Source organism: Reyranella humidisoli (assembly GCF_019039055.1).
Taxonomy (GTDB): Bacteria; Pseudomonadota; Alphaproteobacteria; order Reyranellales; family Reyranellaceae; genus Reyranella; species Reyranella humidisoli.
The window spans coordinates 2,772,636-2,796,385 of record NZ_JAHOPB010000001.1 but is presented as its reverse complement, the minus strand read 5'-3'; the positions used below and the strand labels follow the sequence as shown (position 1 = coordinate 2,796,385).

Genomic DNA, 23,750 nt, shown 5'->3' with positions numbered 1-23,750 from the left:
CGAACGAGGCAAGCCGTTTGCAGATCTCGCCCCTTCTTCTCGTCTTCGCCGCCGCGATCGTGACGTTCGTCCTGTTGCAGGCGTTCGGCGGGCGGCAGGGCCTGACCGCCCCGAACGCGGGCAAGGCCGCGCAGGTCGTCGCGGCCCTGCTCGCATCGATCAACATCGCCGGCGTGGTCGGGCTCGTATGGTTTGCCGCCGGAATGCTCGCCAACGACGGGGTGATGGTCATCGAGCTTTCGATCTGCGCGGGATTGATAGCGATGCTCGTCAGCCTCACCGCCTGCGGCGTCCTGCTGGCCCGGCGCGGCATAAGTGGCGGCGGCCTGACATTGCTGGCAGTTGGGAGCCTACCGACGCTCTTCGTCTATGCCTTCCTGGTCTATCTCGACTTCAATCCGATCGACTGGCGCTGAAGCGTTCAGCGCTCACGCACGAAGATCACCGCCGCCTCGTCGGCATAGGCCTGGCGCCAGCCCGGCAGGCGCGCCAGCAGGCGGTTGGCCGGCTGGTCGGGCGGCATGAACGTCCAGTCGATGCGATTGCGCTCGAGAAGCTGCTCGAGCGATTCGCCACCGCGCAGGCCGATCGTGTCGGCGTAGCGGCGGATGAAGTCACGGCCGTAGAGCTCGCCGCGGCCGTCGACGAAGGTCGGCACGCCGGCATGGATGAGATAGCCGCCGAAATTATAGTGATTGAGGACACGGCCGCCGATGCCCGCCTGCTTCACATAGGCCATCGCGGTCGACGGCATGGTCGAGAGCGGCGGCACGATGCCGCCATAGCGCACCAGGCCGAGCGCGATCGCTGCGCAGCAGGCGATACCCACCAGGACGGCGGCGCGGCCGGCCGGCAGCGCCAGCGCGGCGGCCTGGTCCGACAGCGACGCGCCAAGGCCGGGGGACGGATCGGGCCGCAGCGCCGGCCATTGCCGCGCGAGCAGCGGGGCGATCGCCAGCGGCGCGAGCATGGCCAGCAGCTCGGCGTTGCGCGCGTAGCTGAGATAGAGATGAAGCAGGCCCAGCACGACCAGCAGGCGCAGCAGCGGCAGTTTCAAGCCGCGCGACAGGGCGGCGTAGAGCGCGATCAGCAGCACCAGCTCGGCCAGCGGCTGCTTCTGGAAATCGGGCGACTTCCATTCCGAGATGAAGGCCAGCGCGTCGCCGATGCCGAAGATGCGGAGGGTGACGAGGATCGGCTCGGGCCCGTAGGGCGTGATGCAGGCGACGAGGAAGGCGGCTGCGCCGAACTTCGCCCAGCCGACGGACAGCGCCTTGCGTTCGGTCAGGTCGCGCGCGCCCAGGAGGGCCTCGACCGCGAACGCGCCGCCCAGCAGCAGGCCGAGCGTGAAGCCACCGTGAAGGTTGGCCCACAGCAGCATGGCGATCAGCAGCAATGGTTCAGGCGCGCGGCGCTCCTCGACGGCACGCACAAGGCCCGCCATCCAGATCAGCATGAACGGGAAGGCAAGGACATGCGGCCGCGCCAGGAAGTGCGGCAAGGTCATCGCGATGGCGGCCAGCGCGAACAGGGCGGCCGGCAGCGGGCGCAGGTCGCGCAGCAGCAGCCGCAGCATCAGCGCGAAGGACGCGGCGAGAGCGGTCGCCGCCAGCACGGTGACGCCACCCCAGCCGCCGAGCTTGAAGGCCACCGCCATCAGCAGTTGCGACAGCCACTCCTTGGCGATCCAGGGCTGGCCTGCGAAGGTGAAGGAGAACGGATCGACCGTCGGCACCGTGCCGTGCGCCAGCATCCAGTTGCCGACGGCGATATGCCAGTGACTGTCGGGGTCGGCCAGCAGCGGCAGGCCGCTTCCGTTGGCGAGGCAGATGAAGAGCAGCAGACCCAGCACCAGCGGCCAGGACAGGGACCAGGCCGAACGCGGCTGAGCGGCAGTCGAGGCGCCGGCCTCGGAGAGATCAGGGGATACCGAGAGGCCGGACGTGACGGCGATGAGACGCGCTCCGAAAGAAGGGGAACAAACGCCCCTAATCAATTGATATACATTATAATTTATGGACACGCTACTAATAGATCGCAGGCACCGGTCATCCTCTTCGACTTTCATTCTCCTCTCCCCCGCCAGGGAGAGAGGTAGGGTGAGGAGGTTACAGGTGATGGGCCGTGCCGTGCCCCCTCACCTGACTCTCCCCCTGCGGGGGAGAGGAATATGAGAATGGGATATAGAGAACACGATGCAATCGGCGCCCCTCCTGAAAGACCTGGTGCTCGTGGGCGGCGGGCACTCGCATGTCCATGTGGTCAGAAGCTTCGGCATGAAGCCGATGCCCGGCGTGCGGCTGACGCTGATCGGGCGGGACATCGAGACGCCCTATTCCGGCATGATCCCCGGCTTCGTGGCCGGTACTTACACGTTCGACGAATGCCATATCGACCTGGCGCGGCTCTGCGCGTGGAGCGGCGCGCGGCTGATCCATGCCGAGGCGGTCGGGCTCGACCGGCTCAACCGGCAGGTGCTGTTGAAGGATCGACCGCCGGTTTCCTACGATCTGGTCTCGCTCGATGTCGGCTCGTCGCCCAGCATGCAGGCGATCGACGGCGCGACCGAGTATGCGACGCCGGTCAAGCCGATCGCCGAACTGGGCCGGCGGTGGCTGGGCTTCCTCGAACGGGTCAAGGACTGGCAGGGCGCGCTCGACATCGTCGTGATCGGCGGTGGCGCGGGCGGCGTCGAGCTGGCGCTGGCCATCGACCATCGCCTGCGCCAGGTCGCGCGCGGCGCCCAGGTGTCGGTGACGCTGGCCACCAAGGGCGAGATCCTGTCGGGCCAGGCGGTCGCGGCGCGGCAGCGCATGCGCGCGATCTTCCGGCGGCGCGGCGTGCGGCTGATCGAGAATACTGCCACCACGCGCATCGACGCTGACGCCGTCCATCTCGAGAGCGGCGAGCGGCTGCCAGCCGACGACGCCTTCGTGGTGACGCAGGCCAGCGCCGCGACCTGGTTCGCCGAAACAGGTCTTCCGCTCGACGAGCGCGGCTTCTTCGCGGTCGAGCCGACACTTGCGTCGAGTGGCGACCCGACCGTGTTCGCGGCCGGCGACTGCGCCAGCGTGACCGCGCATCCGCGGCCCAAGGCCGGCGTCTTCGCCGTGCGCCACGGCCCGCCGCTCGCCGCGAACCTGCGGCTCGCGCTGCTGGGCCAGCCGCCCCGGCCCTTCACTCCGCAACGCCGCTACCTGTCGATCCTCGGCACCGGCGACGGAAACGCCGTGGCGACACGCGGTGGCTTTGCGATCGAGGGCGAATGGGTCTGGCGCTGGAAGGACCATATCGACCGCAAGTGGATGCGCATGTATCGCGAGCCGCCGGCGGCCCCGATGGACGCAGGCGCGCGCACCGCGCCGCCCGATCCGGCGCTGGCCGACGCGGAAGCAAAACGCCTGTTGGCCGATATCGGCATGCGCTGCGGCGGCTGCGGCGCCAAGGTGGGCGCGGGCGTGCTCGACCGCGTGCTGGCGCGCCTCGGCCCCTCGCCCGGCTCCAGCGCAGCCATCGGCCTCGACGCGCCCGACGATGCGGCGATGATCGAGGTGCCTGCGGGACAGGCGCTGGTGCAGTCGGTCGATTTCTTCCGCACCTTCATCGACGATCCCTTCGTGTTCGGCGAGATCGCGGCCGTGCATGCGCTGGGCGACGTCTGGGCGATGGGCGCGAAGCCGCACAGCGCCCTGGCGCTTGCCGTGGTGCCGGCGGCGGCGGAACGGCTGATGGAGGAAGACCTTTTCCAGATGCTGGCCGGCGCGCGGCGGGTACTCGACGATGCGGGTTGCGCGCTGATCGGCGGCCATTCCGGCGAAGGACCGGAGGCGGCGCTGGGGTTTTCCGTGAATGGCCTCGTCGTTGCGTCGCACGCGTTACGCAAGGGCGGACTGCGTCCCGGCGACCGGTTGGTGATCACGAAGAAACTCGGGACGGGTGTGATCTTTGCCGCCGCGATGCGCGGCATGGCCAGGGCCGCCTGGATCGAAGCGGCGCTCGCGTCGATGCGCACGCCGTCGGGCCCCGCTGCACAAGCGTTGCTCGATGCGGGTGCACATGCCTGCACCGACGTGACAGGCTTCGGACTTGCGGGCCATCTCGCCGAGATGATTCGCGCGAGCGGCAATGTCGCGGTCGACATAGATCTCGATGCGCTGCCGGCGCTACCGGGGGCGACCGAACTGTTTGCGCAAGGCTTCGCGAGTTCGCTGCAGCCGGAGAATTTGCGCGCGCGTCATCTCATCGACGGCATGGATCGCGCCGCATCGCACCCCAAGGTGTCGCTGCTGTTCGATCCGCAGACCGCCGGCGGCCTGCTCGCGGCATTGCCTTCCGACGCGCCGATCAGCGACGACATGACTCATGTCGGGACGGTGCGGGCGCGCGAAGAAAACGAGACAAGCATGCGAATCGCGCGCTAGATGCAATGTTATGCGAGGTCCGGCGTCCGCCGTCTCGCATTTTTGCACAGGGAGAACCGAATGGCTGCGAAGAAGAAAGCTGCGAAGAAGAGCGTCAAGAAGGCGGCGAAGAAGGCCGTGACGAAGACGAAGACCGCGGCGAAGAAGGCCGTGAAGAAGGCGACGAAGAAGGCAGCGGTTCGCCGCAAGCGCCGCTAGACTGGTGCCGGAGCGTCCCTGAAGCGGGGGCGCTCCGACGCATCGGGAGCCGGACATGGCGCACGCAAAGGCAAGCATCGGCACGACCAACTACGCAACCGCCATCGCGACCGGTCACAGCGAGCATCACAAGCTTACAGCCGACGAAGGCCCGGAGCTCGGCGGGAAAGATGCCGGCCCCGCCCCCTACGACCTCCTGGCCTCGGCACTGGGCGCCTGCACCGTCATCACGCTTCGCATGTATGCCGACCGCAAGCAGTGGCCGGTCACGGCCGTGCATGCCGACATCCATTTCAGCCGCGACGGCGACAAGCAGCGCATCGACCGCGTCCTGACCATCGAGGGCGCCGTCGACGACGAGCAGAAGAAACGAATGGCCGACATCGCCGAGCGCACCCCGGTGACGCTCACGTTGAAAAACGGGCTGGAGATCAGGACGTCGCTGGCGTGACGCTCACGTTCCCCTCCCCCTGACGAGGGCGAGGAGTATGAGTCTTACTTCTTTCCTCGCGACTTCCAGGCTTCGAAGTCGCGCTTGGCTTCCTCGCCGGCCACGGGGAACAGGCCCTTCAGTGAGCGCCCGCGGGCCACTTCGGCCTCCGCGAATTCCTCGTAGTGGTAGTTGTTCAGCGCTTCCTCGGCGACGGCCTCGACGATGTCGGGCGGAATGACGACGATCGCGTCGCGGTCGCCCACGATCACGTCGCCGGGATAGATGGCGACACCGCCGCAGGCGATCGGCAGGTTGAGGTCGACCGGGCGATGCGCGATCGGGCTGGGCGGCGAGGACGGGCGGCGGTGATAGGCCGGGAGTCCCGTCTTGTGCACACCGTCGGTGTCGCGAAAGCCGCCGTCGGTGACGATGCCGGCGGCACCACGTGCCTTCAGCCGGCCGACGTAGAGATCGCCCGCAGAGGCCGCCCGCGAATCGCCACGCGAATCGATCATCAGCACATGGCCCGGCGGACACTCCTCCATCGCCTGCGGCTGCACCATCGAGCGATTGGTGGACGTCGGTCCGTCCTTGTCCTCGCGCGATGGAATGAACCGCATCGTGAAGGCGAGCCCGACCATGCGCGGCTGCTCGGGCCGGATCGGCCACACGTCGAACAGGGTCATGCTGCGCAGTCCCCGCCGGTTCAGCACACCCGTCAGGGTCGAGGTGCCGACTTTCGCCAGCGCTTCCTTCAGATCGGATGACAGCACGGTCATGGTCTTCTCTCCCACTCGCTTTTGATCTCTCGCTTTAGACGCGACGTTAGCCGATAATTCCGGCCATGCGCGTGGAAATCCTCTGTACCGGCGACGAGATCCTCACCGGCAAGACCGTCAACACCAACTACAGCCACATGGCCCGCCGCCTCGTCGAGGTCGGCCTGGGCGTTCATTGGGGCACAACGGTCGGTGACGACCGCGAGAGCCTGCTGAAGGCCTTCCATCAGGCCGGCGAGCGCGCCGATGCGGTGATCGTGAACGGCGGGCTCGGGCCCACGGTCGACGATCTCTCGCAGGAGGTCGCGGCCCAGGCCTGCGGCGTCGAGCTCGTGCTGAGCGACTACTGGATGACGCGCATGACCGAATCCTACGCGCGGCGCGGCCGCGTCATGCCGCCCAACAACGTGAAGCAGGCGATGTTGCCGGCCAATGCCGAGTTCATCGACAATCCGATCGGCACCGCCTGCGGCTTCGCTGTCACCATCGGCAAGGCCCGCTTCTTCTTCACACCGGGCGTGCCGCGCGAGATGCGCCGCATGCTCGACGAACAGGTGCTGCCGCGCATCCTGGCGATGAGCGGCATCAAGGGCGTCACCAGGCTGAAGCGCTTCCACACGTTCGGCATCGGCGAATCGCGCGCCGACCAGATGCTGGGCGACATCGAGGCCTTCAAGGAAGGTGGCGGCATCAAGCTCGGATTCCAGGCGCACTATCCGCAGCTCGAGACCAAGCTCGCGCTGCGCGCCGACGACGAACCCGCCCTCGCCGCCCTGCTCGACCCGGCCGAGGCCGAGGTGCGCAAGCGGCTGGGCAACTTCATCGTGGCCGAAGACGAGCAGACCATCGAAGGCGTGATCCTGGGCAAGCTGCTGGCGGGCGGCTTTACGCTGGCCCTCGCAGAGACGGTGACGGGAGGCCATCTCGCCGCGCGCCTCGCGCCGCTGGCGGGCGCCGAGCGCGCCTTCCGCCGCGGCATCGTCGCGCGCGATCTTGCCGAACTCGGCGCCACCTCGGTGACGCCCGACCAGGCGGCGGCTGTGGCAAAAGCCATCCGCGCCTCGACCGGCGCCAGCCATGCGCTGGTCGTGCTGCTCGAACTCGACGAAGGCGCGGACCGGCCCGACATGGGCGGCAAGATCTGCATCGGCCTAGCCGACGCGACCGGCGCCGTAACGCGCCAGGCCCGCCTGATCGGCGGCCGCGACTGGGTGCGCGTCGGCGCGACCGAACTCGGCCTCGACTGCCTGCGCCGCCACCTGCTCGGCCTCCCCGTCGACGAACGCATCGATTTCGAGCGGCGTTAACCCCTCATAACGTCTACTCGCGCCGGCCTCACAGCTGGTGCATTCTCCCGCGGCGAGCTTTTCATCGCAGCGAGAGGAGCGTTCCATGCCTTTCATCAAAACCCGCGACGGCACCGACATCTATTACAAGGACTGGGGGAAGGGTCCGGCGGTAACCTTCAGCCATGGCTGGCCGCTGACGGCCGATGCCTGGGAAGACCAGATGGTGTTCCTCGCCCACAACGGCTTCCGCGTGATCGCGCACGATCGCCGTGGGCATGGCCGCTCGGGCCAGCCCTGGGACGGCAACGAGATGGACACCTATGCCGACGATCTGGCGGCGCTATTCGAGGCGCTCGACCTGAAGGACGCGGCGATGGTGGGCCATTCGACCGGCGGTGGCGAGGTGGCTCGCTTCATCGGCCGGCATGGCACCAGGCGCGTCTCGAAGGCCGTGCTGGTCGGCGCCGTGCCGCCGCAGATGCTCAAGACCGCGGCCAATCCGGGCGGGCTGCCGATGGAAGTGTTCGACGGCATCCGCAAGGGCGTGACCGACGATCGCTCGCAGTTCTTCAAGGACCTGACGACGCCCTTCTACGGCGCCAACCGCGACGGCGCGAAGGTGAGCCAGGGCGTCCGTGACTTCTTCTGGATGCAGGGCATGATGGGCGGGCTGAAGCCGCTGCTCGACTGCATCAAGGCCTTCTCCGAGACCGACTTCACCGAAGACCTGAAGAAGTTCGACGTGCCGACGCTGATCATCCACGGTGACGACGACCAGATCGTGCCGATCGACGCTTCGGGCAGCGCTTCCGCCAAACTGGTGAAGGGTGCGACACTCAAGGTCTATCCAAAGGGGAGCCACGGGCTCGCCACCATGAACAAGGACCAGCTCAACGCAGACTTGCTGGCCTTTCTGAAGGGATAAAGGAAACAAGAAATGGCTGTCGTCGAGACCGAGAAGCACGGGCAGATCTTCGTCGTTCGCATGAACCGGCCCGACCGGTTGAACGCGCTCAATCATGAGATGCGGACCGAGCTGTCGAAGGCGTGGAACGAGTTCCGCACATCGAAGGAACTCGAAGTCGCGATCTTCACCGGGGCCGGGCGCGGCTTCTGCGCCGGTGAGGACATGAAGGAATCGCTCAAGGACGGCACACCGGGCGGCCGCCGTCCGGAGATCGAGGACCCGTTCATGTCGGGCAAGCTCGAGAAGCCGGTGATCGCCGCGATCAACGGTTTCGCCATGGGCGGCGGCTTCATGCTGGTCGAGCGCACCGACCTGCGCGTCGCCGTGCGCGAGGCGGTGTTCGAGGTCTCCGAGGCCAAGCGCTGGCTGCTGGGCGGCTACAATCACGGCCACATCGCCAACCTGCCCTATCCTGTGGCGATGGAGATGGCGCTGGGATTCCGCTTCACCGCGCAGCGCTTCTACGAGATCGGCTTCGTCAACCGCCTGGTCGACGCCGCCGACCTGATGCCGACGGCGATGACGATGGCCGAGCATCTGCTGACCCTGCCGCCAGCCAGCCGCGTGAACACCGTCCACATGATGCGCCAGATGCGTCCCGCGCCCGGCCCCGACATGGTGAAGCTCGCTGACGCCCTGCACGACCACGGCGCCAAGAGCGATCTCATGGAATCGCGCGCCGCCTTCGCCGAGAAGCGCAAGCCCAACTTCAAGGGCTGGAACGATCCCGAGGACCGGTATCGCCTGCCGACCCTCGAGAGTGTGCGCAAGAAATAGAGCGACCAAACGACCAAGGCCGGCCTGTGCAAAGCGGGCCGGCCTTCGTCATGCTTGGGGATCGGCCGCACGCCTCCCGGCCAACCCCAACGTGTCATCCCGAGCGTAGCGAGGGATCTTTCTCTTTCATGGTCTACGTGAAGAACGCGGATCCCTCGCTGCGCTCGGGATGACACCGGTGTTGTCATGACGAGATGTGCGTCACCTCTACTGACGCCGGTCGGCTCTAATACGCCCGCCCCTCGCAGCGCGCGGCGACGGTCTGCACGATCGCGCCGCGGTGGTCGGCGTAATAGACGTGCGTGCCGTTCTCCTGGCCGCGCTGGATACCGATCATGATCCTGTCGGTTGGCACGATCCCGGTGAGCACGACGAGATGGCGGTCGGCGAACAGCACCGAGGCGCGCACCGGTACGGCGCCGTTGTAGATCACGGTGGGCTCGCCGCCGCGGTTGATGATCGCGAACTTGGCACCGTCGTCCGCGATGCAGACCGACTGGCCGTCGGTGATTTCGGCCGGCGCGGGCTTCGGAACAGCCGCGCGGCCCGCAACGACGCCCGGCATCGGGGCCGAGGGCGGACGGTCGGGCGAGGCACCGTATTGGCTGGGCTGCTGCATCTGCGGCACCGGCGCGGGACGGGGCTTGTCAGCCGGCGGCTCCGCCCCGGGCCGCATCGCTTCGGAGGCGGCCATCACTTCGAAGCCGGGCCCGCGAACGTAGCGCTGCGCGAGGTAGCCGATGACGCCGACGAAAACGAGCAGCACCGCGGCAAGCATCACCGCGGCCCGCCGACGCGCAGTCGCATCGGCATGCAGCAGCGGGCCCACCGGCGCCATGAGACGCGGCGGAGGGAACAACCCGGGCAGAGACTGACGAAGCCCCGGGGCAGGGTGCGAAGCCGCCGCCCGGACCGCCGAGCGCACCTTGCCGAACAGGATCGCCGCGATGCGCTGCCGGGAACGGGCCTTGCCCGCCGCCTTCGCCGCCCGCGCGGTCGCCGCCGCCCGGGCCGCCTGTGCGCGGCGCGCGCGCTCGGCGTCGAGCACCGACCGAACCCTGGCGTCGTATCCGGCGCGGTCCTCGGGATTGCTCAGAACCTGATAGGCGGCCGTGATCTGGCGGAAATTGTAGGCCGCCAGCTCCGGATTCCCCGAGGCGACGTCGGGGTGGTACTTCTTCGCGAGATCGACATAGGCCGCGCGGATCATCGCCGCGTCCGCCGTCCGCGGCACGCCCAGCACGAGATAATGGTCGACGTCGATCTTCATCGCCGGTTCATCTTACCGGATTTCACCGGAACGGCCCATGCACCACATCTGCCCACCCTCCGAGTCCGCATTACGGACTCAGATGAAATTCTCCTCCGGCAGGCCGCCGCAGCGCGTATCCTCATGGGCAACGGACAAAAGTTCCGGGAGGAAGCCCATGACCTACCAGTCGATCGAAGTGCGCAAGCTGACGCCCGGTATCGGGGCGGAGATTTCCGGTGTCGATCTCGGCAAGCCGCTCGGCAACCAGCAGTTTCAGGAAGTGCACGATGCGCTGATGGAGAACCTGGTGATCTTCTTTCGCGACCAGAAGATGTCGGTCGAGCAGCACAAGGAGTTCGGCCGCCGTTTCGGGCCGCTGCACGTCCATCCCAACGCGCCGATCGAACTGCCCGAACATCCCGAGATCCTGGTCATCAAGGCCGACGAGAAATCGCGCCATGTCGCCGGCGAGGAATGGCACACCGACGTATCGTGCGACATCGAGCCGCCGATGGGCTCGATCCTCTATCTCACCGAGGTGCCGCCCGAGGGCGGTGGCGACACGCTGTTCGCCAACATGTATCGCGCCTACGACACGCTCTCGGAGCCCATCAAGCAGCTGCTGCAAGGCCTGACGGCGCTGCACGACAGTTCCAAGGCGCATTACTATCGCGTGAAGGCCACGGACCGCGACGGCATCAAGTTCCCCAACGCCGAGCATCCGGTGGTGCGCACCCATCCCGTGACGGGCAAGCAGAGCCTCTACGTCAATCGCGGCTTCACGCTCCGCATCCCGCAGCTGCGCAAGCACGAGAGCGATGCATTGCTGGAGATGCTCTACCGCCACATCGAGACGCCGGAATTCCAGTGCCGCTTCAAGTGGCAGCCCAATTCGGTGGCGTTCTGGGACAATCGCTGCGTCCAGCACCACGCAATGTTCGACTACTTCCCGCACCGACGGTACGGCCACCGCGTCACGGTGTGCGGCGACAAGCCGTTCCTGCGGAAGAACTAGCGCCGGCCTTTACACTCGCCCGGCCTCTGTCCTATACCCGGTCCACGATGATGCGTTTCGCGACCAAAACGACCACGACCAAAACGACCACCTTCGGTGGGCCGGCGAGGACGTGCGCGTAGAGTCGAACGTGACATAGGACAACCTCAAGGCCCCGCCGGTTTCGGACGGGGCCTTTGTCTTTCCAGGCGTCCGTCTCCCGGCTTCAACGAAGGAGACAGACATGAATTCGAGACCTCTCACAGTAGCCATCGTTGGCGCCACCGGCGCCGTCGGCATGGAGTTCCTGCGCTGCCTCGCCGAGCGGCGTTTCCCGGTGAAGGAGCTGCGCCTGCTCGCCTCCGCCCGCTCCGTGGGCCGCGAGCTTTCCTTCGACGGCAAGGCGCTCGTCGTCCAGGAACTCACCGAGAAGAGCTTCGAGGGCGTCGATATCGCATTGTTCTCGGCGGGTGGCGGCATATCGAAGCGCTACGCCCCAATCGCGGTCGCGGCCGGCGCCATCGTGGTCGACAACTCCTCGGCTTTCCGAATGGACCCGGAGGTACCGCTGGTGATCCCAGAGATCAATGCCGGCGCCATCGCCGGCCACAAGGGCATCGTCGCCAATCCCAACTGCGCGGCCATCATCGCCATCACGCCGCTCTGGCCGATTCATCAGCACAACCGCATCCGGCGCATGACCATCGCCACCTATCAGGCGGCCTCGGGCGCCGGCGCCGCGGCCATGGACGAGCTCGCGGACTCGACACGCGCCTATCTCGACGGCCGCGCCTTCCAGCCCAGGGTGCTGCCGCACCCCTACGCCTTCAACCTGTTCAGTCATAACACCGCGATCGATCCCGAGACCGGCTACAACGACGAGGAGACCAAGGTCATGCGCGAGACCCGCAAGATCTACGGCGATCCGGACCTGCGGCTGTCGGCGACCTGCGTGCGCGTGCCGGTGCTGCGCGCCCATGCGGCCGCCGTCACCTTCGAGTGCGAACGTCCGATCGACGAGGCCCGGGTGCGCGTGCTGCTCGCCAACGCGCCGGGCGTGCGCCTGGTCGACGACCGCGAGCGCAACATCTTCCCGATGCCACGCGATGCCAGCCAGCAGGACGACATCCTGGTGGGGCGCATCCGCCAGGACCTCGGGGATCCGAGCGGCCACTCGATCTCGCTGTTCGTGGCGGGCGATCAGTTGCTGAAGGGTGCGGCTCTCAACGCCGTTCAGATCGCGGAGCACCTGCTGGCGGCCTGACATTGGCGTCAGGAACTGCCGGAGCATCTAGATCGTCGCGAGCCGGGTATCTCCGCTCGCGACGACGGCCTATCTATTTTCTGGTGCGTTCGACGCTGGTGCTGGCGGCGCCCATGGTCTTGACCAGCTCGTAGATGCGCTTGCGCACCGAAGGCTCTTTAATCTTGTAGTACGCGCGCACGAGCTGCAGCGTCTCACGCTTGATCAGAGGGTCCTTCTCGACAGCGAAGGGGGTGCCGGCCTCGCCAAAGCCGCCACCCTTCTTGACGCGGGCCGCCATCGGCCGGCCAGCCAGCACGTTGCTCGGCATTTCGTCGAAGAAATAGGAAACCGGCACGTCCAGCGCCTTGGCAAACTCGAAGAGACGGCTAGAGCCCACCCGGTTCGCCCCCCGCTCGTACTTCTGCACCTGCTGAAAGGTGAGACCGACCGCATCGCCCAGCCTGGTCTGGCTCATGCCAAGCAGGGTGCGACGCTGGCGCATGCGGATACCGACGTGAGCGTCGACGGGATGCGATTTTGCCATTCCTGTTCTTCTTCCTGTTCGACGGTCCTACGCACTACGCGCCGAAAGCCCGGCCAGGCTCAAAACAACTTTCACTGCATCGGTATCACCGACCGTGCCGGGTCGTCCAAGCCAAAGGAGACGGTCATGCAGAAATCCCGCCGGGGATTGCTTTCGCAATGAGTAAATTGCTGTTTGAACGCAATTAACGATCGCCAATTCGCGCCGCAAAGCCAATTTTCGCTATTGCCGAATCACACAATATGCAACCCGACGTTGCCAACTTGCCCGGGACACGTCCATTATCGTCAGACCAGCCTTCAATACCTTTTGGGTATCGACAATGGATCTGAGGCAATTGAGATACTTCTGCGCCGTTGTGCGGGAAGGCCATTTCGGACGGGCAGCCGCGTCGCTGGGAATCGCCCAGCCGCCCCTCACCCGCCAGATCCAGAGCCTCGAGCACCGACTCGGCGTCGAGCTTCTCCATCGGACCCAGAAGAAATTCGAGGTGACGCAGGCGGGCCTCCTCCTCTATGAGCGGGCACGGCGGCTTCTCGATGGGGCTGACCAGGCCGTGGACGATGTGCGGCGCCTGGGGAGCGGCGAGACGGGACGCCTCACTGTCGGCTTCGCCCCGTCCAATGCCTTCACGCTCTTGCCGCCGATCGTCGCGCGCTTTCGCTCGGCTTATCCCGACGTGGAACTGGAGCTACGGCAGCTCACGACGTCGATCCTGGTGACGTCGCTCGAAGCGGGAAGCCTGGACGTCGCCCTGCTAAGGCCGCCACTCAGCTCGCGATCGCTGCAGATCGTGACACTGATCCGCGAACCCTTCCTCGCGCTGGTGCCCTCCACGCACAGGCTGGCTACCCGGAGTGACATGCAGCTTCGCCAGTTCGCGGGGGAGCCTTTCGTTATGTACTCACGGGCCGGCTTGCCGCTCCTCCATGCGCGCGCAATGGATATGTGCCGGCGCGCAAACTTCTCACCGCGCATCGTCCAGTATGCCGACCAGATCCACACGGTGGCAGGGTTCGTGGCTGCGGGCCTTGGGGTCGCGGTTGCGCCGTCGACGGTGACGCGCTTCAACATGCCGGGCCTGCGCGTCCTTCAGATCGCCGAGAATCCCGCCCCGCTGGCTATGGCCATGGCCTGGCGCACCGGCACAGCCACCGGCCTGGTACGCAACTTCACCCGCATCGCGCGTGAGGCCGCCACCGCCTGGCAGGCAGGGGAATCGAAGGAGCCCCTCTAATCTGCCTCATTGGAGATCAACTTGAAGTCGTGATCGAATACAAGATCGTGCTTCTGGTTGCCGCACATCGCATCGTCGATTTCGAACTTGCCCGAGGGATGGGGCGGCGACCTGTCGTCGTCGAACTCCATCCTGCCGCCCGTGCAGCCCGCCGACTTCACCGCCGCCTCGAGGCTCGCCTTTTCCTGGTGTGTTACGGCTCTATCCTTGGCCAAAGCGGGCGTGGCAAGACAGGTTACAACGACAAGAGCGGCAGAAAAACTGAGCGCGCGCATCTAAACCTCCGTGATCGGATTTCAGTTCCAATGCGATCGCGGCATGGAGGTTCCGGTTGTTTCAGCACCCAGAAGCCGCCCGGTATATCTGCGCGGTCAGTCCTCTTGGCCCGATCATACGGGTGCGGCCCCGTTCAGAACGAAGAGCACGCGGGCGATGCGGTCGGTGCGATTGGCCCAGGCATGGTTGGTGCCTCGCTGGATCAGCACGTCGCCAACCTGCATCAGCGTCTCGCCAACATCCATCAACGCCCAGATCTCGCCCTCGATGACGATGGCGTAGTCGACGCTGTAGGTCTTGTGGAAGCCGGGGTGACGCGCGGCCTTGTCGTGCGCCTGGGCGGCGCCGTACTGGCTGAACACCTCGGCCTGATTGCCGTAGTTGCGCTCCTTGTCGGGCGGAAACTCGACGATGCGCACGACATTGCCGGCCGGCGGCGGTTCGAGCCTGAACGGCCGGGCCGTCGGGTCGGCCTGTCCCGCCTCGTTGGTCGCGGGAACCGCGTCGAGCAACCAGAGATTGGTCAGCCCTACATTTGGTGAATGCGACGGCGAGAACGGATTCGGCGCCGGGCCGTCCTCGAGGAACACGGACCGACCCTCCCCGTCGTGACCCGTCACGATACGGCGTACAGGTTTCACCATGTCATCTGCCTCCTGAGAAATCAGCGGCGAGCACTATGCATGCCCGCGCCGCGCCGGGAAGACCGTCAATGCCCCGGTCAACGCGGCAGCCAGTCGCGACGTTTGCCGGAGGCCTCAAGGCGATCGGCCTTCACGGGCCGCTTGGGCAGCTACAGGCATTTGCCGCCGACTGCCGCTCCGGCTGGATCACGTGTCGCGTGTGGGCGTAGAGCTTTGCCGCGCGCTCGGGATCCTGGCCGATCGCGGCTTCGACCGCCGCGGCATAGAGATCGCTCCGGCCGGTGCAAAACCACCGCATCGGTCCGGCCCGCTTCCCAGCCGCGGCGCTCGCCCTGGTAGCGCAGCTCATCCACCGCGGTGAGGCCCGGCAGGCGCAGATGGGCCGGGTCCTGTCAGGACAACGAAGCGTCCTGCCGCAGGTCGGAGAGGCGCTCGGCCACGATGCTGTCGTCCAGCACCGACGTCGCCTGCGCCACTATCCGCCCGAGGTCGCCGCCGGCGCGGTCGAGACGGCGGTCGATCAGCGGTTCGAGCAGCGCCTTCTGGCGCGTCCCCTTCGCCCGCGCGAGATAGCGGTACTTCAGCGCGCCCAGCAACGGGACGGTACCGGCGACTCCGGCAAGCCCAGTTTCGGGATCGCGGCCCGCGAGGCCCGTCGCCGGGTTGTTCACCAGCCAACAGCAGGGCCTTCGCGTCGCCCTCCGTCTGCATCGTGTTGCCAAAAGCGCCCGCCGGCGCGCTGCTGGAGGTAGCTACGACCGGCAGCGGCTTGGCCTCGACCGTCGGCTGATAGGCGGCTCCCTGCGATAGCGTTCCGACCGCGGCGCGGAGAGGATACCAATGAGGGACGTCGTTCTGATGGCTCTGGCGTCGGCGGGCGGCGTCGATGCGCAAGCCGATTCGATGCGCGCAATCTCGCACTACCAAGGGCAGCCCATCAAGGCGATCACGCCGGTGTGTGGCGCGCCGGTGAGCGAGTCCCGGAACCAGAACGGCCCAGTCTACACCTTTGCAGCGAATACGATTCGACGGCCGTGTCGACCAGCTCGACGATGGGTTTCATCGACAATGCGCAGGTGTTCGCCACAACGACGGCCCCGACGCCAGTCACGATCCACTGTCGAGTACAGGTCTTCTCCGACACCAACAAGCGCGTGACTGGCTTCAAGGGCGACGGTGCCAATGCCGCCTCCTCGAGCATGTTCCAGTAGCATTCGTACTAATAGGTCCATCCGCTGCCGGTGCCCATATTGTCGTCAACGGTCGACGCAAGATTGTTGTTCTGGAAGGACTTCCAGCGTTCCGCGAGCGTGCTGGCCCCCGCCAATAGCGAGCCCCCCGCTCCCAGATAATTCGGCGTGTAGACCGAGTTTGCGGCGCGCGTGCTCTCCAGGATCGACTGGTTGCTGTAGCCCAAACCTTGGGTCTGATAGCCGTAAGACTCGCGGGCAGCGTTGGCGCGGATTGTCAGACCTTCGAGTTCACCCGCCGCTCTGGTGTCGCCAAGGATGTCGAGCGGGCTGCCTTCCAAGTCGGTGCCTTGCGCGGCGAGCCTTGCCGTCTGCTGACCAAGCTGCTGCTGCATCAATCGGCGCCGATTCTCCTCGGCCACCTGCCCGTGCCGCTTCGCGTCAGCCGCTCGCTGGTCCATCAGCTTCTGATTCTGGCGGGCGACCTGCGATTGGTAGACGGCCTGCGCCTGGGCGGCACTGGCGGCCTGCGCCTGGGCGTTCTGCTGGCTGATTTGGCCCATGACGCCCATGCCGGTGCTGAGCGCCGTGGCGCTGAGCGAGAGGATGGCGGCCGTGCTGAGACCAGACATGGGTTAAGCCTCCTTGCGCGACATGAGCATGTCGGTTTCGTCGGTGAACTCGCGCTCCGCGGCGTCGATGTCCCTGGCGGCGGTCGCGAAGATCATCGTGAGATGGGTATCCGTGATCGCGACGAGAGCCTGCTTGCGACCGGCGGCCGCGGGGATGACGTTGTAGCCGTGGACCTCGACCGGGCCGCGTTCGGTGTGCAGGACGGCGTCGCCATTCACGATCAGCAGCGTCGGAATCTTGATCAGGACGCCGGTGATCACTGCTCCCGCTGGCACCATGACGGTGCGCGCGTAGACGCCGGCATGAAAGGCATGGTCCGTCGGGATCGACAGCTGCGAGAGGGTCGCCACGAGCAATTCGAGTTCGCGCACCTTCTCGATCGTCGTCGCGCTCATCGGCGCGATGTGCAGGCGCGGCGCGGCCAGTTCATTCATGGCTCACCTTCTTGAAGAAGACGCGGTTGGTCTCGGCGTAGCCGACACGCGGCAGGACCTTGAACAGGTCGCCCTCGAAGGGGGCGCTAACCAGCAGGCCGGGCGAACCCAACTCGCGGGCCCTGTCCTCCGCGGCGTGCAGCAGCTTCAGCCCGGCGCCTGTCGAGCGGTGGGCCTTGGCCACGAAGAAGCTCTCGCTGACGGCCACGGTCCGCCCGTAGTGCGGCAGCGGCGCGGCCAGCACGGTGATGAAGCCCGCCAGGGTGTCGCCCGCCCATGCGGCCAGGACGTGCAACGCGCCCATGTCGCTCAGCGCGTGATAGGTCTCCATCCTGGCCGACGGCGGCGGCATGCCCTCGATGGCCGACTCCGCGGCGTATTCTGCGAGCATGTCGGCGAACGTCGGCGCGGCCTCCAGTTCGGCTACGGTGCAGGGGCGGATCATGTGGCCCTCTTTTCGGCGCACCGAAACAAGCCCCGACCCATGGGAAACGGCTCGCCGAAGGTGAACCCCAACCATCGCAGCCAGCGGAGTGCGGCTTCGTACCGGCAATCGACGGTGTTGCGCAAGACGGCGAACATGTCGAGCCAGCGGGCGACCATGCGCCGGGTTTCGAGCATGAAGGCGCGGCGATGCACCTGCACGAGGTCGGAGCCCAGCAGCCACGGCACACCGGTCCGGCCGATCAGGCTCAAGGGCGCGACGCCGGCCATGCAGATCATTCGCTCGTCGTCCCGATAGGTCCAAGCCTCGCAGGAGCCCGACAGGCTCTGCAGCAGGCCATCGACGGGATCGCAGCCGAGCGCCAGCACTTCGGCCCGATCCTCCGCCCGCAGCAGCGGTGCGAGCTCGCGCGCGTCGTCCTCGGTGGCGGGCAGCATCGTGATCACCAGCCGCGCTCCGCGACGAACTTGTACGACCAGTTTGCCGACGTGAAGGCAACCGTCAACGCGCCGGAGGTCTTGTTGATGGCGGCCTGATTGGCGACGACGGGGATACCGATGACGTTGCGCGTCCCGACGTAGGGCACGACCTGCGATGAGTTCGTCGAGGCCGTGAACACCCCGTTCACCAGCATCTCACCGACAGCATAGTTGAGGTCAGTGGTCGTGCATTTCACGACGTACTTCGTGAGGTAGAGCGACGGTTCCGCTCCGATGTTGCAAGGCGCCGTCGTGCCGGAATTCGTGAGCGTGGCCGTCCAGTCCGACGCGTACCGCCCGCTATAGGCATAGGCCACGGTCGAGATGACGGCGCTGCCGTCCGTCGCGGCCTCGCCGACGAACACGAGGTTGACCTGCGGCGCCGTCGTGCCGTTGCCGAGGTAGCCGCGCATTTCGCTGATGTTGAAGGTGAACTGTCCGCTCGTCGTGCTGGGCGTGCCGCCCCATTGGTAGATCGGCGCCAGCAGGGTCTTGCCGGGGGTCATCGTGCCACCGGAGATCGTGACGTAGAGGAAGTTCGGCGTCGCCGTCGCGCGGCTGGCGGTCAGGCCGGTCCAGGTCAGGTTCGTCGTGCTGTAGCCGATGGTGTCGACAGGGGCGCCGGTCGCGTTCGACCAGCCGCCCGCCGCCGTGGCGACCAGCGGATAGGTCGAGGAGACGTTCTGCGATGTCAGATTGAGCGTCGCCGTGGTGGTCGAGGGCAGCAGGCTGGGCAGGCCCGCAGAGGTGACGGGCCCGGCGCTCACGGTCTGACGCACCCCGGAGAAGGAGAGAGACGACGGCGTCTGCCATTGCAGCGCGCCGCCACCGGAGACGCCGAGATACTGGCCGGGATTGCCGCGCGCCAGCCGGGCATAGGCGCCGGAGACGCGGGTCAGCAGGTCGGCATCCGTGGTCAGCAGGTCCATCTGCTGCAGCGCCTGGATCAGGGCATAGTTGCTCTGCTCCGTGGCGGGGTCGCTGATGCTGCTGACGGTGTAGCGCTCGACGATCTCGGCGAGCTGCTGCAGCGCCATGTAGACCAGATCAAACCGGCCCTCGACGATCTCCGGATAGTAGCCGCCCTGGTTCGACAGAACCGTGAGCTGGGTATAGGGCACCGTGCGCACGATCGTCAGCTTGGTCCCGCTGGCGATCGCGGAACCCGACCGGGTGTAGGTCACATTGCCGCCCGAGGCCGAACCGATGCCGGTCACCGTGTACTCGCTGGGCGACAGCGTGGTCTCGACGTCGGCGTCGTCGGTGTAGATCACCGACAGGCAGGACGCGGCGGGAATCGGGAAGGTGTAGGGGAAGACGGTCGCGGAGCCGTTCCCGTTGAAGATGACCTTGCGGGTCGTGGTGCTGAGGGCCATGGGATCAGGCTCCTGCTTCGAGGCGGGGGATGATGGCGACGACGGTGGCGGGCAGCGGGTTGGACTGGCGGACGAACACCCGGCCCTGCGTGTTCCACGAGGGATCGATCAGGACCTTCTCGTCGCCGGTCACCAGCATGGTGGGATAGCCGTAGTTCTCGCCCAGCCGTTCCTTGATATCGACGAGGCGCGACGAGGTCGGACCGACCGACAGGCCGCGGGTATCCTTCACCCGGAGCGTCACCTCGTTGATGACCTTGAGGCGGCCCTGCAGCGTCGGCGGACCGGCCTCGATGTTGAGGGTTTCGAGATCGCAGACATAGGGCAGCCCTGCCACGATCCGGCCGGCGGCGCGGGTGAGCGTGATCCTGCCGCGGCTCACCGTCGCCGTGGGCTGCACCGACCCGTCGGCCAGGATGGCGAGGGCCCGGCCCTCGAGGTGCCACAGCCCGTCCAGCGTGATCGACGCCAGCGCCCAATCCGGGATCGCCGTCGCCTGCATGGAGACATCGGGCGCCATGTCGAGGGTGGCGCTCACATGGCTGGAGTCGGTGTAGGCGGTCACCGTCACCGTGACCTGGTTCTGGCCGCTGCGAAGGATGTACTGCGTGCCGAGCGAGGCCGCGGTGAACGGCGTGTGGCCGTCGGCGGTGACGGTGACGGTGTCGCCGGCATTCCAGGCCGCCCCGCTCAGGGTCAGGGTGCGGGTGGCGTCGGTGTTCCAGCCGTTGTAGCCGGTGCCGGAATCGACGCACCACGACGAATGGACGTCGGGGAAGTAGCGCGAGGCCATGCGCTCGACGTAGCGGACGGTCTGGCCGTTCACGGTGCGCTTCACGGCGAGATAGAGGATCGTCTCGCTGCCCTCGGTGATGCAGGCCACGCTTTCCACGAGGCCATCGGTCACATGCCGGTGCCAGGCGTAGACGTCGTGCTCCTTCAGGTAGGTGAAGCCCAGCAGGACGCCATCGGACCGCACGCACCAGATGATGCCGTCGGGGTCCTTGGCATAGGCCCATTCCTCGATCGTGCGGCCCTCGAACAGGTGGCCAGCCAGGATCGAGACGTTGCGGCCCTGGAAGCTGTCCGACGCGAACTCATAGGCGACGTCGCGGACCTTCTTGCCCGACGCCGTGACGTAGACCGCGCTGCTCTCCGTGGCGATCGGCGGGATATCGGCGATACCCTCGTAGCTCTGCGGCTTCACCGCGCAATTGGCCGGCGTCATCACATCGGCCTGTGCGCCGGCCCACGCCTTCCAGACGGCGCCCGAGGTCCAGACCAGCAGCACGTTGAGGCTGAGCAGGTGCCGGATCTCGTTCACCTCGCGGCTGGCGATGGTGCGGGTGATGGCGTCGCTGTCCTTCGACGGCGTGCTGGTGTTCATGTTGTTGAAGGCGGCCGAGGCCGACGAATAGAGCGTCTGCGGCTTGGTGTTGGTGCGGGCATACCACTGCCGGCCCTCGTGATAGGTCGAGCAGCCGGGATACTTGTCGGCGGCGTCGAACGGGTTCTTGGCCTGCGGCGGGCCATCCGACGTGTCGGGCTCGATCGAGGTGTCGGTGAAGCCCGGCGACCCATCCGGCGCGCGGCCGATGAAGCCGTACACCCCGTTCCTGGCCTTGTAGACGTTGTAGGAGCCGGCGTCGGTGGCATCGGTCCACGAGACGGTCGAGGTCTGGTCGGCCGAGGTGACGACGGACGAGGCGACGCTTTCCTCGCCGGTCTCCTCGCTCACCGCGGTCACGACGTAGCTGTACGAGGCGCCGGGGCTGTCGGACGCGACGGAGGTCGGCGGCTGCTGTGTCGGGGCGAAGGTCGTCGTCGTCAGCGTCCACGAGGTGTGCCCGGTGCGGGTCAGGGTGCGCGGCGCATAGGACGGGTGGGTGAGCGTCATGGTATCGGCGCTTTGCACGTACTTCAGGCGGGCGAGATCGGCCGTCAGGTAGGGCGTGCCGAGCGTGTAGATCCGCGCCGCGGTGCCGCCGGAGGTCCAGGGGCCGAGCCCGACCGTGCTGACGCCCAGCTCGAAGGTCGAGCCCGTGACGCCGTTGATCGTGTAGCGGCGGCGGTTCAACTCCGGCATCCCGGAGATGTCTTGCAGCCAGACCATGTCTCCGTTGGAGAAGCCATGCGCGCCGCTGGCGCTCACCACGCCCGGGTTGGCTTGCGTGATGCCGGTGATCGTGAGCGCCGATTCCAGCACGTATCCGCCGTCCTTGATGACGCGCATCTTCTGATCGGCGAACTCCAGCACGTAGGTCTGCGTCGTGTTGAAGGCGAACGGGACCAGCCGCGAGCGGCCGGTATGGCGATAGACCTCGCCGACGAACGCCGTGCCGGCGCGCGTGCTGACGCCACCGAAGGGATGCACGAACCAGTTCAGGCACGTCGCCAGCCCGACCTGGTACTTCGCGAGATCGACGCGGCCATGAAGCGCCGGGGAGAGTTCCCCGGCGGCGAAGCTCGGCAGGATGGTCGGAGTCGTCATGTACCGTCTCCCATCCAGTCGAAATCGCGGACGACCAGGCTCTGCGCCAAACGCTCGGCATCACCCTGCGCGATGCCTTCGTTGGCACTGTCGGCACGGGCGCGCTCGATGCGCTCCTGTGCTCGTCTGAGCAGCATCTCGGCGAGATCGGCCTTCTGGGTGATGGCATGGGCCACCGCCGCGGCGAGGCAATCGACGAGGGCCAGGACAAAGCCCGGCGTGAAGCGGGCCGGATCGGTCACCCGCTGGGCGTAGACCGCCGAGACCCTGTCCTCGTTGCAGTAGAGGAAGGTGCCGCTGCCGTCCGACGCGATCTCGAAGTCGCTCGCCGGGTCGCCAGCGACCCAGCTCGCGGTGCCGAAGTCGAGCCGCCGCATCTTCAGGCAATCCGACGGATAGGCGTAGCTCGACGCCCAGCGTGCCGGCGGCGTGCCCAACGAGGCGAGCGCCTGGCTCACGCGATTGAAGTTCCAGTCGACCAGCGACTGAAGGTCGTCGCGCACGGTGGCGTACCAGAGCTTGATCTGGCGGGCCTCGGTGCTGTTCTCGGAGAGATCGGCGATGGTGGCGCGCGTGCCGAGACGGCTCAGCGCCATGTTCGCGATGTCGGTGTCGGCCGGCATCTAGCGCCCTCCCCCGGCCACGGCCTTCTCGAGGGCCGCACTCTTCTGCGCCGAACCCGAGCTGGAGCCGACCCAATAGGCGACGATGTCGCCGAACTTGGCGCCGAGCGTGCCCAGCAGGATGTAGGCGATCTCGCGCGAGGCGAGCGGGATCTCCTGGCGCACGATGAACCACAGCGCCGACATGAAGGCAGCCGTCACCAGCACGCTGACCACGACCGCGCCCCAGGCGATGGCCGAGCCCGCTTTCGCCAGCTCGACGGTCTGGTTGCGGGCGCTCTGGACGTCGGCGAGTTGCGCCTGCAGCGTATCGAACTCCTGCCGGCGCGAATCAGCCTCGGCCTGGATCACGGCCATGCGGAACTGCAGCGCCAGATTGGGGTCGGCGGCGATCGCGCGCTCGATTCCATCGGCCGTGTCGGTGCCCAGGATGTCGCGGGCGATGCCGGTCACCTTCGACACGGCGGCGCCGGTCTTGTCGCCCAGGATCCACGAGGCGACGGTCGGCGCGAGGCCGAGCAGCATCGGCAGAAAAGGCATCAGTCAGTCTCCTGTGAGATGAAAAGGTCGCGTTCGGCGGCGCGACGGCGGACAAGGCCCGGCAGCACGCCATCGCCCCCTCGATTCCAGCGCTTGAACTGCCCCGCCGCTGCCGCGACGTCGCCGGCATTGAGCAGCCGCAGCAGCGTGGAGTTGCTGAAGGCCGTGGCCCCGCAGTTAAAGACGAAGCTCGCCAGCGCATCGAACTGGCCCTGCGCCAGCGGCACGTCGACCAGGTGCCGCACCGCGCCCTCGGCGGCATGCAGGTCCTCGCGCAGCCAGGCCGTGGCCTGCTCCTCGGTGCAGGTGTCGCCGCGGCGGACGCCGCGCGTATGGCCGTAGCCGATCGTCCAGGGCTCGCCGGTGATCCTGTTGCCTGGATCGGGATAGGCCGCCGTCTCCAGCCCCTCGAACGCCTTGATCAGGGCGAGGCCTGCTTCGGACGTGACCAGCAGGGAATTGGCCGCATGGCTCATGCTTCA

General features: G+C 66.9%; 28 protein-coding genes. 11 read left to right on the top strand and 17 right to left on the bottom strand.

All coding sequences use genetic code 11. The features are described 5' to 3' along the window. The first annotated feature begins 17 nt into the window (after window positions 1–17). Window positions 18–416 (top strand): hypothetical protein, encoded by a 399-nt coding sequence (locus KQ910_RS13505; protein ID WP_216960929.1) that lies wholly within the window; start codon window positions 18–20, stop codon window positions 414–416. Between the two features lie 5 nt (window positions 417–421). On the opposite strand, the gene KQ910_RS13500 is transcribed toward KQ910_RS13505, so the two are convergent. Next, complete coding sequence (locus KQ910_RS13500) at window positions 422–1,996, bottom strand: hypothetical protein (RefSeq protein WP_216960928.1); 1,575 nt, start codon at window positions 1,994–1,996, stop codon at window positions 422–424. Between the two features lie 199 nt (window positions 1,997–2,195). On the opposite strand from KQ910_RS13500, the gene selD reads away from it, so the two are divergent. The 3 genes from selD to KQ910_RS13485 are packed head-to-tail and all read left to right on the top strand — an operon-like array spanning window position 2,196 to window position 5,070. Further along, window positions 2,196–4,421 (top strand): selenide, water dikinase SelD, encoded by a 2,226-nt coding sequence (selD, locus tag KQ910_RS13495; RefSeq protein ID WP_216960926.1) that lies wholly within the window; start codon window positions 2,196–2,198, stop codon window positions 4,419–4,421. A gap of 60 nt (window positions 4,422–4,481) precedes the next feature. Next, window positions 4,482–4,619 carry a hypothetical protein gene (locus tag KQ910_RS13490; RefSeq protein WP_156716815.1) on the top strand — a complete coding sequence of 46 codons (138 nt, stop codon included), beginning with the start codon at window positions 4,482–4,484 and terminating at the stop codon, window positions 4,617–4,619. 55 nt (window positions 4,620–4,674) lie between these two features. Continuing rightward, a complete protein-coding gene (locus KQ910_RS13485; RefSeq protein ID WP_216960924.1) occupies window positions 4,675–5,070 on the top strand; it encodes an OsmC family protein in 396 nt (131 codons plus the stop codon). A 44-nt stretch (window positions 5,071–5,114) separates the two neighbouring features. Here KQ910_RS13485 and KQ910_RS13480 read toward each other — a convergent pair whose 3' ends face one another. Next, window positions 5,115–5,831: a ribonuclease activity regulator RraA gene (locus KQ910_RS13480; RefSeq protein ID WP_216960922.1), complete on the bottom strand. Its 717-nt coding sequence runs from the start codon at window positions 5,829–5,831 to the stop codon at window positions 5,115–5,117. 65 nt (window positions 5,832–5,896) lie between these two features. Here KQ910_RS13480 and KQ910_RS13475 point away from each other — a divergent pair, with 65 nt between their 5' ends. From KQ910_RS13475 to KQ910_RS13465, 3 genes are all read left to right on the top strand, one after another. After that, complete coding sequence (locus KQ910_RS13475) at window positions 5,897–7,138, top strand: CinA family nicotinamide mononucleotide deamidase-related protein (protein ID WP_216960920.1); 1,242 nt, start codon at window positions 5,897–5,899, stop codon at window positions 7,136–7,138. Between the two features lie 85 nt (window positions 7,139–7,223). Beyond that, window positions 7,224–8,045, top strand: coding sequence for an alpha/beta fold hydrolase (locus tag KQ910_RS13470; protein ID WP_216960891.1), 822 nt, complete (start codon window positions 7,224–7,226; stop codon window positions 8,043–8,045). Window positions 8,046–8,057: 12 nt separating this feature from the next. Continuing rightward, window positions 8,058–8,864, top strand: coding sequence for an enoyl-CoA hydratase/isomerase family protein (locus tag KQ910_RS13465; RefSeq protein WP_216960888.1), 807 nt, complete (start codon window positions 8,058–8,060; stop codon window positions 8,862–8,864). A gap of 226 nt (window positions 8,865–9,090) precedes the next feature. On the opposite strand, the gene KQ910_RS13460 is transcribed toward KQ910_RS13465, so the two are convergent. After that, the gene (locus tag KQ910_RS13460) at window positions 9,091–10,134 is read right to left on the bottom strand and encodes a J domain-containing protein (RefSeq protein ID WP_216960885.1); all 1,044 of its coding nucleotides are present in this window, start codon (window positions 10,132–10,134) and stop codon (window positions 9,091–9,093) included. 157 nt (window positions 10,135–10,291) lie between these two features. Between KQ910_RS13460 and KQ910_RS13455 the strand changes: the two genes are divergently transcribed. Beyond that, window positions 10,292–11,131: a TauD/TfdA dioxygenase family protein gene (locus KQ910_RS13455; protein WP_216960882.1), complete on the top strand. Its 840-nt coding sequence runs from the start codon at window positions 10,292–10,294 to the stop codon at window positions 11,129–11,131. 223 nt (window positions 11,132–11,354) lie between these two features. Further along, window positions 11,355–12,374: an aspartate-semialdehyde dehydrogenase gene (locus KQ910_RS13450; protein ID WP_216960879.1), complete on the top strand. Its 1,020-nt coding sequence runs from the start codon at window positions 11,355–11,357 to the stop codon at window positions 12,372–12,374. Window positions 12,375–12,447: 73 nt separating this feature from the next. On the opposite strand, the gene KQ910_RS13445 is transcribed toward KQ910_RS13450, so the two are convergent. Further along, window positions 12,448–12,900, bottom strand: a complete 453-nt coding sequence (locus KQ910_RS13445) for a helix-turn-helix domain-containing protein (protein ID WP_216960877.1) — start codon at window positions 12,898–12,900, stop codon at window positions 12,448–12,450. A gap of 322 nt (window positions 12,901–13,222) precedes the next feature. Between KQ910_RS13445 and KQ910_RS13440 the strand changes: the two genes are divergently transcribed. Continuing rightward, window positions 13,223–14,137, top strand: coding sequence for a LysR family transcriptional regulator (locus KQ910_RS13440; RefSeq protein WP_216960874.1), 915 nt, complete (start codon window positions 13,223–13,225; stop codon window positions 14,135–14,137). On the opposite strand, the gene KQ910_RS13435 is transcribed toward KQ910_RS13440, so the two are convergent. From KQ910_RS13435 to KQ910_RS13420, 4 genes are all read right to left on the bottom strand, one after another. Then, window positions 14,134–14,412 (bottom strand): hypothetical protein, encoded by a 279-nt coding sequence (locus KQ910_RS13435; RefSeq protein ID WP_216960871.1) that lies wholly within the window; start codon window positions 14,410–14,412, stop codon window positions 14,134–14,136. The two genes, KQ910_RS13440 and KQ910_RS13435, sit on opposite strands and share 4 nt — an antisense overlap. 114 nt (window positions 14,413–14,526) lie before the next feature. Next, the gene (locus KQ910_RS13430; RefSeq protein ID WP_216960868.1) at window positions 14,527–15,057 is read right to left on the bottom strand and encodes a cupin domain-containing protein; all 531 of its coding nucleotides are present in this window, start codon (window positions 15,055–15,057) and stop codon (window positions 14,527–14,529) included. Window positions 15,058–15,187: 130 nt separating this feature from the next. Then, entirely contained in the window at window positions 15,188–15,355 is a 168-nt protein-coding gene (locus KQ910_RS13425) for a hypothetical protein (protein ID WP_216960865.1), read from the bottom strand. Between the two features lie 94 nt (window positions 15,356–15,449). Further along, complete coding sequence (locus KQ910_RS13420) at window positions 15,450–15,728, bottom strand: hypothetical protein (RefSeq protein WP_216960862.1); 279 nt, start codon at window positions 15,726–15,728, stop codon at window positions 15,450–15,452. A 363-nt stretch (window positions 15,729–16,091) separates the two neighbouring features. Between KQ910_RS13420 and KQ910_RS13415 the strand changes: the two genes are divergently transcribed. Beyond that, the gene (locus KQ910_RS13415; RefSeq protein WP_216960859.1) at window positions 16,092–16,268 is read left to right on the top strand and encodes a hypothetical protein; all 177 of its coding nucleotides are present in this window, start codon (window positions 16,092–16,094) and stop codon (window positions 16,266–16,268) included. Between the two features lie 8 nt (window positions 16,269–16,276). Here KQ910_RS13415 and KQ910_RS13410 read toward each other — a convergent pair whose 3' ends face one another. Genes KQ910_RS13410 through KQ910_RS13370 form a run of 9 tightly spaced genes read right to left on the bottom strand, consistent with a single transcriptional unit; the run spans window position 16,277 to window position 23,744 of the window. Then, a complete protein-coding gene (locus tag KQ910_RS13410; protein ID WP_216960856.1) occupies window positions 16,277–16,879 on the bottom strand; it encodes a virion core protein, T7 gp14 family in 603 nt (200 codons plus the stop codon). A gap of 3 nt (window positions 16,880–16,882) precedes the next feature. Continuing rightward, window positions 16,883–17,314 carry a hypothetical protein gene (locus tag KQ910_RS13405; protein WP_216960853.1) on the bottom strand — a complete coding sequence of 144 codons (432 nt, stop codon included), beginning with the start codon at window positions 17,312–17,314 and terminating at the stop codon, window positions 16,883–16,885. After that, window positions 17,307–17,759, bottom strand: a complete 453-nt coding sequence (locus tag KQ910_RS13400; protein WP_216960850.1) for a GNAT family N-acetyltransferase — start codon at window positions 17,757–17,759, stop codon at window positions 17,307–17,309. The genes KQ910_RS13405 and KQ910_RS13400 overlap by 8 nt, the downstream gene beginning before the upstream one ends. Next, window positions 17,756–18,205 (bottom strand): hypothetical protein, encoded by a 450-nt coding sequence (locus KQ910_RS13395; protein WP_216960847.1) that lies wholly within the window; start codon window positions 18,203–18,205, stop codon window positions 17,756–17,758. The genes KQ910_RS13400 and KQ910_RS13395 overlap by 4 nt, the downstream gene beginning before the upstream one ends. Further along, window positions 18,202–19,614 carry a hypothetical protein gene (locus KQ910_RS13390; protein WP_216960844.1) on the bottom strand — a complete coding sequence of 471 codons (1,413 nt, stop codon included), beginning with the start codon at window positions 19,612–19,614 and terminating at the stop codon, window positions 18,202–18,204. The genes KQ910_RS13395 and KQ910_RS13390 overlap by 4 nt, the downstream gene beginning before the upstream one ends. A gap of 4 nt (window positions 19,615–19,618) precedes the next feature. Continuing rightward, window positions 19,619–22,105, bottom strand: a complete 2,487-nt coding sequence (locus KQ910_RS13385; RefSeq protein WP_216960841.1) for a ubiquitin-activating E1 FCCH domain-containing protein — start codon at window positions 22,103–22,105, stop codon at window positions 19,619–19,621. Further along, window positions 22,102–22,728, bottom strand: coding sequence for a phage connector family protein (locus tag KQ910_RS13380; protein ID WP_216960839.1), 627 nt, complete (start codon window positions 22,726–22,728; stop codon window positions 22,102–22,104). The genes KQ910_RS13385 and KQ910_RS13380 overlap by 4 nt, the downstream gene beginning before the upstream one ends. After that, window positions 22,729–23,268, bottom strand: a complete 540-nt coding sequence (locus KQ910_RS13375) for a hypothetical protein (protein ID WP_216960836.1) — start codon at window positions 23,266–23,268, stop codon at window positions 22,729–22,731. Then, window positions 23,268–23,744 carry a lysozyme gene (locus KQ910_RS13370; RefSeq protein WP_216960834.1) on the bottom strand — a complete coding sequence of 159 codons (477 nt, stop codon included), beginning with the start codon at window positions 23,742–23,744 and terminating at the stop codon, window positions 23,268–23,270. Before KQ910_RS13370 ends, KQ910_RS13375 begins: the two co-directional genes overlap by 1 nt. Between the last annotated feature and the right edge of the window lie 6 nt (window positions 23,745–23,750).

Coding starts and splice junctions, on each gene's coding strand:
- KQ910_RS13380 (WP_216960839.1), bottom strand. CDS start 22,728: ATGCCGGCCGACACCGACATCGCGAACATGGCGCTGAGCCGTCTCGGC.
- KQ910_RS13370 (WP_216960834.1), bottom strand. CDS start 23,744: ATGAGCCATGCGGCCAATTCCCTGCTGGTCACGTCCGAAGCAGGCCTC.
- KQ910_RS13470 (WP_216960891.1), top strand. CDS start 7,224: ATGCCTTTCATCAAAACCCGCGACGGCACCGACATCTATTACAAGGAC.
- KQ910_RS13460 (WP_216960885.1), bottom strand. CDS start 10,134: ATGAAGATCGACGTCGACCATTATCTCGTGCTGGGCGTGCCGCGGACG.
- KQ910_RS13490 (WP_156716815.1), top strand. CDS start 4,482: ATGGCTGCGAAGAAGAAAGCTGCGAAGAAGAGCGTCAAGAAGGCGGCG.
- KQ910_RS13400 (WP_216960850.1), bottom strand. CDS start 17,759: ATGATCCGCCCCTGCACCGTAGCCGAACTGGAGGCCGCGCCGACGTTC.
- KQ910_RS13485 (WP_216960924.1), top strand. CDS start 4,675: ATGGCGCACGCAAAGGCAAGCATCGGCACGACCAACTACGCAACCGCC.
- KQ910_RS13410 (WP_216960856.1), bottom strand. CDS start 16,879: ATGTCTGGTCTCAGCACGGCCGCCATCCTCTCGCTCAGCGCCACGGCG.
- KQ910_RS13405 (WP_216960853.1), bottom strand. CDS start 17,314: ATGAATGAACTGGCCGCGCCGCGCCTGCACATCGCGCCGATGAGCGCG.
- KQ910_RS13440 (WP_216960874.1), top strand. CDS start 13,223: ATGGATCTGAGGCAATTGAGATACTTCTGCGCCGTTGTGCGGGAAGGC.
- KQ910_RS13425 (WP_216960865.1), bottom strand. CDS start 15,355: ATGCGGTGGTTTTGCACCGGCCGGAGCGATCTCTATGCCGCGGCGGTC.
- KQ910_RS13475 (WP_216960920.1), top strand. CDS start 5,897: ATGCGCGTGGAAATCCTCTGTACCGGCGACGAGATCCTCACCGGCAAG.
- KQ910_RS13435 (WP_216960871.1), bottom strand. CDS start 14,412: ATGCGCGCGCTCAGTTTTTCTGCCGCTCTTGTCGTTGTAACCTGTCTT.
- KQ910_RS13390 (WP_216960844.1), bottom strand. CDS start 19,614: ATGGCCCTCAGCACCACGACCCGCAAGGTCATCTTCAACGGGAACGGC.
- KQ910_RS13385 (WP_216960841.1), bottom strand. CDS start 22,105: ATGACGACTCCGACCATCCTGCCGAGCTTCGCCGCCGGGGAACTCTCC.
- KQ910_RS13445 (WP_216960877.1), bottom strand. CDS start 12,900: ATGGCAAAATCGCATCCCGTCGACGCTCACGTCGGTATCCGCATGCGC.
- KQ910_RS13375 (WP_216960836.1), bottom strand. CDS start 23,268: ATGCCTTTTCTGCCGATGCTGCTCGGCCTCGCGCCGACCGTCGCCTCG.
- KQ910_RS13455 (WP_216960882.1), top strand. CDS start 10,292: ATGACCTACCAGTCGATCGAAGTGCGCAAGCTGACGCCCGGTATCGGG.
- KQ910_RS13465 (WP_216960888.1), top strand. CDS start 8,058: ATGGCTGTCGTCGAGACCGAGAAGCACGGGCAGATCTTCGTCGTTCGC.
- selD (WP_216960926.1), top strand. CDS start 2,196: ATGCAATCGGCGCCCCTCCTGAAAGACCTGGTGCTCGTGGGCGGCGGG.
- KQ910_RS13430 (WP_216960868.1), bottom strand. CDS start 15,057: ATGGTGAAACCTGTACGCCGTATCGTGACGGGTCACGACGGGGAGGGT.
- KQ910_RS13480 (WP_216960922.1), bottom strand. CDS start 5,831: ATGACCGTGCTGTCATCCGATCTGAAGGAAGCGCTGGCGAAAGTCGGC.
- KQ910_RS13450 (WP_216960879.1), top strand. CDS start 11,355: ATGAATTCGAGACCTCTCACAGTAGCCATCGTTGGCGCCACCGGCGCC.